Source organism: Vibrio mytili, assembly GCF_000830505.1.
Lineage (GTDB): Bacteria > Pseudomonadota > Gammaproteobacteria > Enterobacterales > Vibrionaceae > Vibrio > Vibrio mytili.
Genome location: NZ_JXOK01000086.1, coordinates 1 through 427, shown reverse-complemented (window position 1 = coordinate 427; position 427 = coordinate 1). Strand labels below are relative to the sequence as shown.

The following is a 427-nucleotide window of genomic DNA, read 5'->3' as shown; positions in this document are numbered from 1 at the left end:
CCGTGATCGCATCAACGGCGGTGATACTCGGAATATCATCGGTAATGGTGACCGGGATCGTCTCAGTGGATGTGTCACCATCAAAATCGGTGGCAATGATTGGGAAGTTCAGGTCAGTTGATCTTCACCATTCTGTGCATGGTCGATTGGCCCTTCTAACGTGAAGTTATAAGTGCCGTCCGTGTTTACAATTAGGGTAAATACAGGTTCTACCGTGGTGCCATTATCTGCGGTCGCGGTGTAGGTAAAGCTGCCGTCTGCGTTGACGGTTTCGATTAAGTTTACCGCAACACCTTGTGATGTCAGGTTCGCGACTGGGGTTGCGTTTGTATCGAGTTGGTAGCTCACCACACGATCAGAGCCCTGAGTCGTGGTGAAATGCCCATCGATAGAAACAGAATTTAAACCATCAGAGCCAATATTCGCC

Annotated in this window: 1 pseudogene; it reads right to left on the bottom strand. The window is 49.2% G+C overall.

What is annotated here, in order from left to right:
- Nucleotides 1-427 (bottom strand): annotated as a pseudogene (locus SU60_RS20295) (T1SS-143 repeat domain-containing protein); the annotation flags it as partial.